Annotated in this window: 6 protein-coding genes; 1 reads left to right on the forward strand and 5 read right to left on the reverse strand. The window is 44.1% G+C overall.

From position 1 onward, the window contains the following. Positions 1-543, forward strand: a 543-nt coding sequence (locus tag DSM107010_RS36705) for a GMC family oxidoreductase (RefSeq protein ID WP_146138631.1), incomplete at its 5' end; no start/stop codon positions are given. Between the two features lie 87 nt (positions 544-630). Here the strand turns inward: DSM107010_RS36705 and DSM107010_RS36710 are convergent. The 5 genes from DSM107010_RS36710 to DSM107010_RS36725 all read right to left on the reverse strand — a co-directional run bounded on the left by DSM107010_RS36710 (position 631) and on the right by DSM107010_RS36725 (position 4,593). Next, complete coding sequence (locus DSM107010_RS36710; RefSeq protein ID WP_041462517.1) at positions 631-2,064, reverse strand: sensor histidine kinase; 1,434 nt, start codon at positions 2,062-2,064, stop codon at positions 631-633. A gap of 61 nt (positions 2,065-2,125) precedes the next feature. Beyond that, entirely contained in the window at positions 2,126-2,290 is a 165-nt protein-coding gene (locus tag DSM107010_RS39155) for a hypothetical protein (RefSeq protein ID WP_158631970.1), read from the reverse strand. Positions 2,291-2,479: 189 nt separating this feature from the next. Then, positions 2,480-2,845: a hypothetical protein gene (locus DSM107010_RS36715; RefSeq protein ID WP_015155599.1), complete on the reverse strand. Its 366-nt coding sequence runs from the start codon at positions 2,843-2,845 to the stop codon at positions 2,480-2,482. Between the two features lie 181 nt (positions 2,846-3,026). Beyond that, the gene (locus DSM107010_RS36720) at positions 3,027-3,377 is read right to left on the reverse strand and encodes a cupin domain-containing protein (RefSeq protein WP_015155598.1); all 351 of its coding nucleotides are present in this window, start codon (positions 3,375-3,377) and stop codon (positions 3,027-3,029) included. Between the two features lie 310 nt (positions 3,378-3,687). Continuing rightward, entirely contained in the window at positions 3,688-4,593 is a 906-nt protein-coding gene (locus DSM107010_RS36725; protein WP_015155597.1) for a bile acid:sodium symporter family protein, read from the reverse strand. Positions 4,594-5,144 lie beyond the last annotated feature (551 nt).

Below are 5,144 nucleotides of genomic sequence, written 5' to 3' on the forward strand. Positions count from 1 at the left end.
CTGAGACTATTGTGTGTGTATTTTGAGCATAGGTCTCAGTTTTCTTTTTGGCTAGTTTTTCTCATCGAACTCACGTTGTTAAAACTTCGACCGGGAGCAGAACTGAAAGCGATCGCCGACCGTAGTGTAGGCTGGTGGTTACAGACCGAAGATTTACCCGACCCTGACAACAGAGTGCGAGTAGAAGGAGATCGCCTCTACCTGGAGTACAAACCCAATAATACCGAAGCGGCTAGCCGACTGATTCAACGTTGGGCGACTGTTCTCAAGCAGGTCGATCGAGCAGAACATTTCATGCCCTTCAGTCTTTACCCCCGCAACACAATCCCGCTACAAGCAGTAGGGCATCAATGCGGAACTTGTCGCTTTGGCGAAGATCCCACAACGTCTGTATTGGATCTCAATTGTCGCACTCACGAAATTAATAATCTCTATGTCGTTGATGGTAGCTTTTTCCCTTCCAGTGCCGCAGTAAATCCAACATTAACGATCGTTGCTAATGCTCTACGAGTGGGCGATTATTTGTTGAAACAGTTGATGTAGTAGTCTGCCACCATAATTTTTTCATTTCTTGGCTGCGATTATAACGACGGATATTTAACCGGAGATCGTATTACTGGTATTTAGCAGCTATACAGGTAAACTAATTGTAAATACGCTACCTTCGCCTAATTTTGAGCGCAATGTCACGCTACCGCCCATTCCCTCTACTAAAGTTTTGACAATCGGCAATCCTAAACCAGAACCTCCAGTAGTGCGAGTACGGGCTTCATCAACGCGATAAAAACGCTCGAAGATCCGAGATTGGTGTTGCAAGGGAATCCCATAGCCGCGATCGCAAACTTGAATAATTGCTGTTGCTGGTTGAGTGTCTAGTTTTACTTGAATAGACGTATCTGGCTCAGAATATTTGATTGCATTATCAATTAAATTGAGCAAAACTTGCTTGAGACGATCGTAGTCTGCTTTCACAACGATGGGATAAGTTTCTGTCTCAATTGCGATCGCGCGATCGCTGTATTGACGTGCCATCCCCACCACTTCCGCTACTAGATCGTTGAGTATAAAAGAATCGATCCGAAACTGCAAATAACCGCTATCTGCTCTGGCTAAATCGAGTAAATCTTGTAAGAGGCGGATGGTACGTTCTGCTTCAGATGCAGCAGTTTCTATAGCTTCTTGTTGAGTTTCTGTTAAGTTATGCTGTCGTCGCAATACGCTTTGCAAGTATCCATGCACGATTGTCAGCGGCGTGCGCAACTCATGGGAAACATTGCTGACAAATTCCCGTTCTCGTTCCCAAGCTTGAGAGAGGCGAGATAATAACATATTAAATGTTTGCGCCAGTTCCTTCACTTCGCTAGGTGCGCGTTCGAGATTCAATCGCGATCGCCCTAAATCTTCAGCCGAAATTAACTGAGTCATTTGGCTTAATTGGCGCAGAGGTTGAAGCGATCGCTTCAGGTAGAAAGCGATCGCTACTGTCACTGCCAGCAGTACTCCTATACTGATAATGCCCAAATTCCCCACCACTGCCAAAAACATCTGTCGATCGCGCGAAATGTCTCTTGCCACGAACAGTTGACCGATTGCTCTCCCTCGGACTTGCAATGAGCTGCCACGTAGCACAAAGTAGCGTCCGTTAACTTCGGAGACTTGGGCTTGAGACGGCATTTGTGTTAGGGACATTAAAGCAGCAGCCGTACTTCGATCGTTCTGCATCTTGAGACTGACAGACTTAGCTGTAATTTTCCCATCAGGATGCTTTACCCATAGAAGGGTATCAGCAGTCGTCAGGTTATTAATTGCTTTGCTTAATCCGGTTTCTACTGGCAACATTTCACTGTAGAGTTCTACATCGTGCGGTAGGCGTTCAGCTATGTATTCAATTCCCTGTTTGTGGCTGTTAATTAGGATGCGCTGCATTTGCCATCCCGTCCAGATTGCAATGCTACCCAAGCCTACCGAGGAAACAGTTGCAATGCCAATTGTTAAACGCGATCGCAATGAAAACGGATCGAGCCGCCATACTTCAGGAAATGTTCTCTGTCCCCCTCTCCCCATCCCCTTCGGGGACGGGGACTCCAAGTCCCCCCTGCTTCCCTGCATAATTCTATTCTGCTCCTCACAGGCGAGATGCCTGCGCTACCTTTAGTGCCTGCTCTACCTGGCTCTGTGAAGTTTTGGCTGGACAGGTCTGATTCATGAAGTCGCATTGCTCAATGTAATGTTTCTGCCAGCCCAAAGGAATTTCTAGCAAGTCGCGCGTCCCAGTTAGTCCTTGTCCCACAAACAGTAAGAGGACGGTAGAAAAGCCAATATTTCCGCTCAGATAGAAGAGAATAAGATTTTACAGGTAATCGAGTGGGAAATGGGACTGAGGATAAACAGCGATCGCGTAAAACTCTGGGTCGAATTAGAGAACAAGAAATTGCGCTTTGCTAAGTACTGAATTATTTAAAGTGGTTCTTTGGCTAACTTAACCATCTTCATATATACCAAATTTTCCCCGCATTTCCATCATTTTTTTAATTTCAGTGTTACTAGTTTTGATGGTTTCCTGTGCCATACGTTTGATTTCAGGATTTGGAGATTGAAGTGCTGACTCTGCTGCTTCAACCATTTTCATCCGAAGCATAATCATCTCATCAATGAAACGCCTAGATCTTGTCTCATTCAGGGGACTAGATGGAGATTGTTGAGCTATTTGGCTATTCAGTTCGATGGTGTTAGCATGGTTAGTCATGCGAGTATCTACATTATTTGACTGTGTAGCACTTGCGGAGGTAGTTGCTATAGCTAAGCTAATAGTTGTAAAGGCAATACTTTTTACAAGAGTATTCATGCGAGTGAGTTTCCTTCTGTTGAATTTGTGTCATACTGATGTTTCAGAGTTAGATTAGCTCGATCGTCCCAATCCAACTATGACCTTTAAAGAATTACTCTAAAAGGATTGCCTGAGAAATCGCTGAGTTCCTACTAAAAAATCTCTGAGTCAATCGAGATTTCGGCTGAATAATGTCGAACTAGGGCAATGCTTTGACATAGCCAATCTGTGGAGCTGAATAGATAGAAACAAATACAGCATCTTCTGTACCCTCATTCACGGCTCCGTGAATCTGCGATCGATCTGCAACAGCACATTGACCCACACTCAGTGTTTGGCGCTGACCGTCCCCTAAATAATAAGTCAGCGTTCCTTTTAGCATTACCCATGTATCCTGTCCGCTGGGGTGAAGATGAGCTTCAACCTTTTGTCCAGGTTGTACCGCCCAAACTGCAACACTAGAGTTATCCGTCACCACAACTTCAGTGACTTGAGCGCATTGGTCAGAAAAGCAGGCGAAGGTTTGGAGGTCAAAGATTCTTTCGTACATCAGCTCAACCGTAACTCCCAACTTTATATAGTCAACACTAGTAGGTGGTTGAAGTTTGGCTCGACAAACATGTCAACCTAGCAGTAAAGCATTCAGCGATCGCTGTGTTTCCTACGGTTGACTATGCTACATTCTGTTGAATATTTTTAGTGTTTGCTCAACTACTAAATTTAAATGAGCGTGTCATATGTCACAAAGATCGACTCGCATAGTCGAGATTTTGAAATCATCGGTTAACTTCGGGCGAAAAAAAGGTAAGAAGATTTTGCTGAAGATTCGGTCAAACTTATTTTGTCGTGTAGTGCGATCGCTAAAGTCGAGTTGATAGATTGTTGGCGCTCTCCTCCTGATAAATCTTTTGAACAGATCTTCTCCCATAAAAAATGGTAAGAATGGCGGTGGCGTATGCAAGTAAGCTATAAATCGCAGCAGGAACAGCCATATCGGGATTGTTTAACAGTCCGGCAGTAATCGCGATCGCTAGCGTCGCATTTTGAATTCCCACCTCAATTGCAATACAGATCCTTTGGGCAAAATTCAAATTAAACAACTTGCCAAACCAAAACCCGATCGCCATTGAGATTATATTTAGTAGTGCTACTCCAATTCCAACTTGGGCGATAAAACTGGGGATGCGATTCCACTCGTGAATTATAATTGCCACGATAATTAAAGCGAGGAAGGCAACGGCAAGCCGATTCGCGGTCTTCTCTAGTCGGCGGGCTAAGTCGGGAAACTTTTGCCGAATCGACATTCCCAAAACAATTGGTAATATGGCGATCGCGAAAATTTGCAGCATCGTTTGCCCAATTGGTAAGGCGATCGCCGCATTTTGTCCGATGAAATATTGCAGTGACAGGTTTGCAAATATGGGAATTGTGAATACGGTAATGGCGCTACTCAAAGCCGTTAAAGTCACGGAAAGGGCGACATCTCCTTTCGCCAAATAAGTAATCATGTTGGAAGAAGGTCCGCCTGGACACAAAGCCAGTACCATTAATCCCACTGCCATTTCTGGCTGCATCGGTACGATCGAAGCGACCAGAAAGCCGACGATGGGGAGAAAGAGCAATTGACTGACTAGACCAATAGCGACGGCTTTGGGATAGCGGGTGACTCGTTGAAAGTCTTCTGGCACGAGGGTTAACCCCATGCCTAGCATTACGGTTGCTAGACCTATCGGTAAGAGGACGGCAGTAAAAAAGTTGGCTTGCATAGATTAAGCTAGGTTTATTTTTTCAATCAGCGTTGTGCAGCAGCATCCATGTTAGACAAGCAATCTCTACGTGTATCGGATTTTCTGTAGCTATCGAGAAGCTTGCTGAGTGTCTAGAAGACGAGGCTTTGAAATTATAAATTTTAACTGAGAGTAAAATTGCTAATCTGGTGACTTGCTCTTTAACTTTTCCCGATTATTGTTTCATTGAATTATGCAGGTTTTAAATCTTGAAATTAACTGAAGCTCGATCGCGTTTAAACCAAAGCCAAGCAACGTATCGACAATTACTTACACGATCGTATATTTGAGTAGAATGGCTCACGAGATATAACTTTTAGTAAATAACAAGTAATTCTACTACAAATTGGAGATTTTACTAATTGAAGTTTGGCGATATTTCTATGTCAATCCAAGCATGAAGCATTGCTGCCTACAGACCAATTCCTTTATGGCTTTAGAACGAGTATAGAAATGAGCTTGCCGTAATCCCCCTATAAGAGTCTAATTTGTAGTGCTGACGTGAGCTGGAAGGCTGTTTAGACATGGCG

Origin of the sequence: Chroococcidiopsis cubana SAG 39.79, from assembly GCF_003991895.1 — a bacterium.
Lineage (GTDB): Bacteria > Cyanobacteriota > Cyanobacteriia > Cyanobacteriales > Chroococcidiopsidaceae > Chroococcidiopsis > Chroococcidiopsis thermalis.

Coding starts and splice junctions, on each gene's coding strand:
- DSM107010_RS36710 (WP_041462517.1), bottom strand. CDS start 2,064: ATGGGGAGAGGGGGACAGAGAACATTTCCTGAAGTATGGCGGCTCGAT.
- DSM107010_RS36715 (WP_015155599.1), bottom strand. CDS start 2,845: ATGAATACTCTTGTAAAAAGTATTGCCTTTACAACTATTAGCTTAGCT.
- DSM107010_RS36720 (WP_015155598.1), bottom strand. CDS start 3,377: ATGTACGAAAGAATCTTTGACCTCCAAACCTTCGCCTGCTTTTCTGAC.
- DSM107010_RS36725 (WP_015155597.1), bottom strand. CDS start 4,593: ATGCAAGCCAACTTTTTTACTGCCGTCCTCTTACCGATAGGTCTAGCA.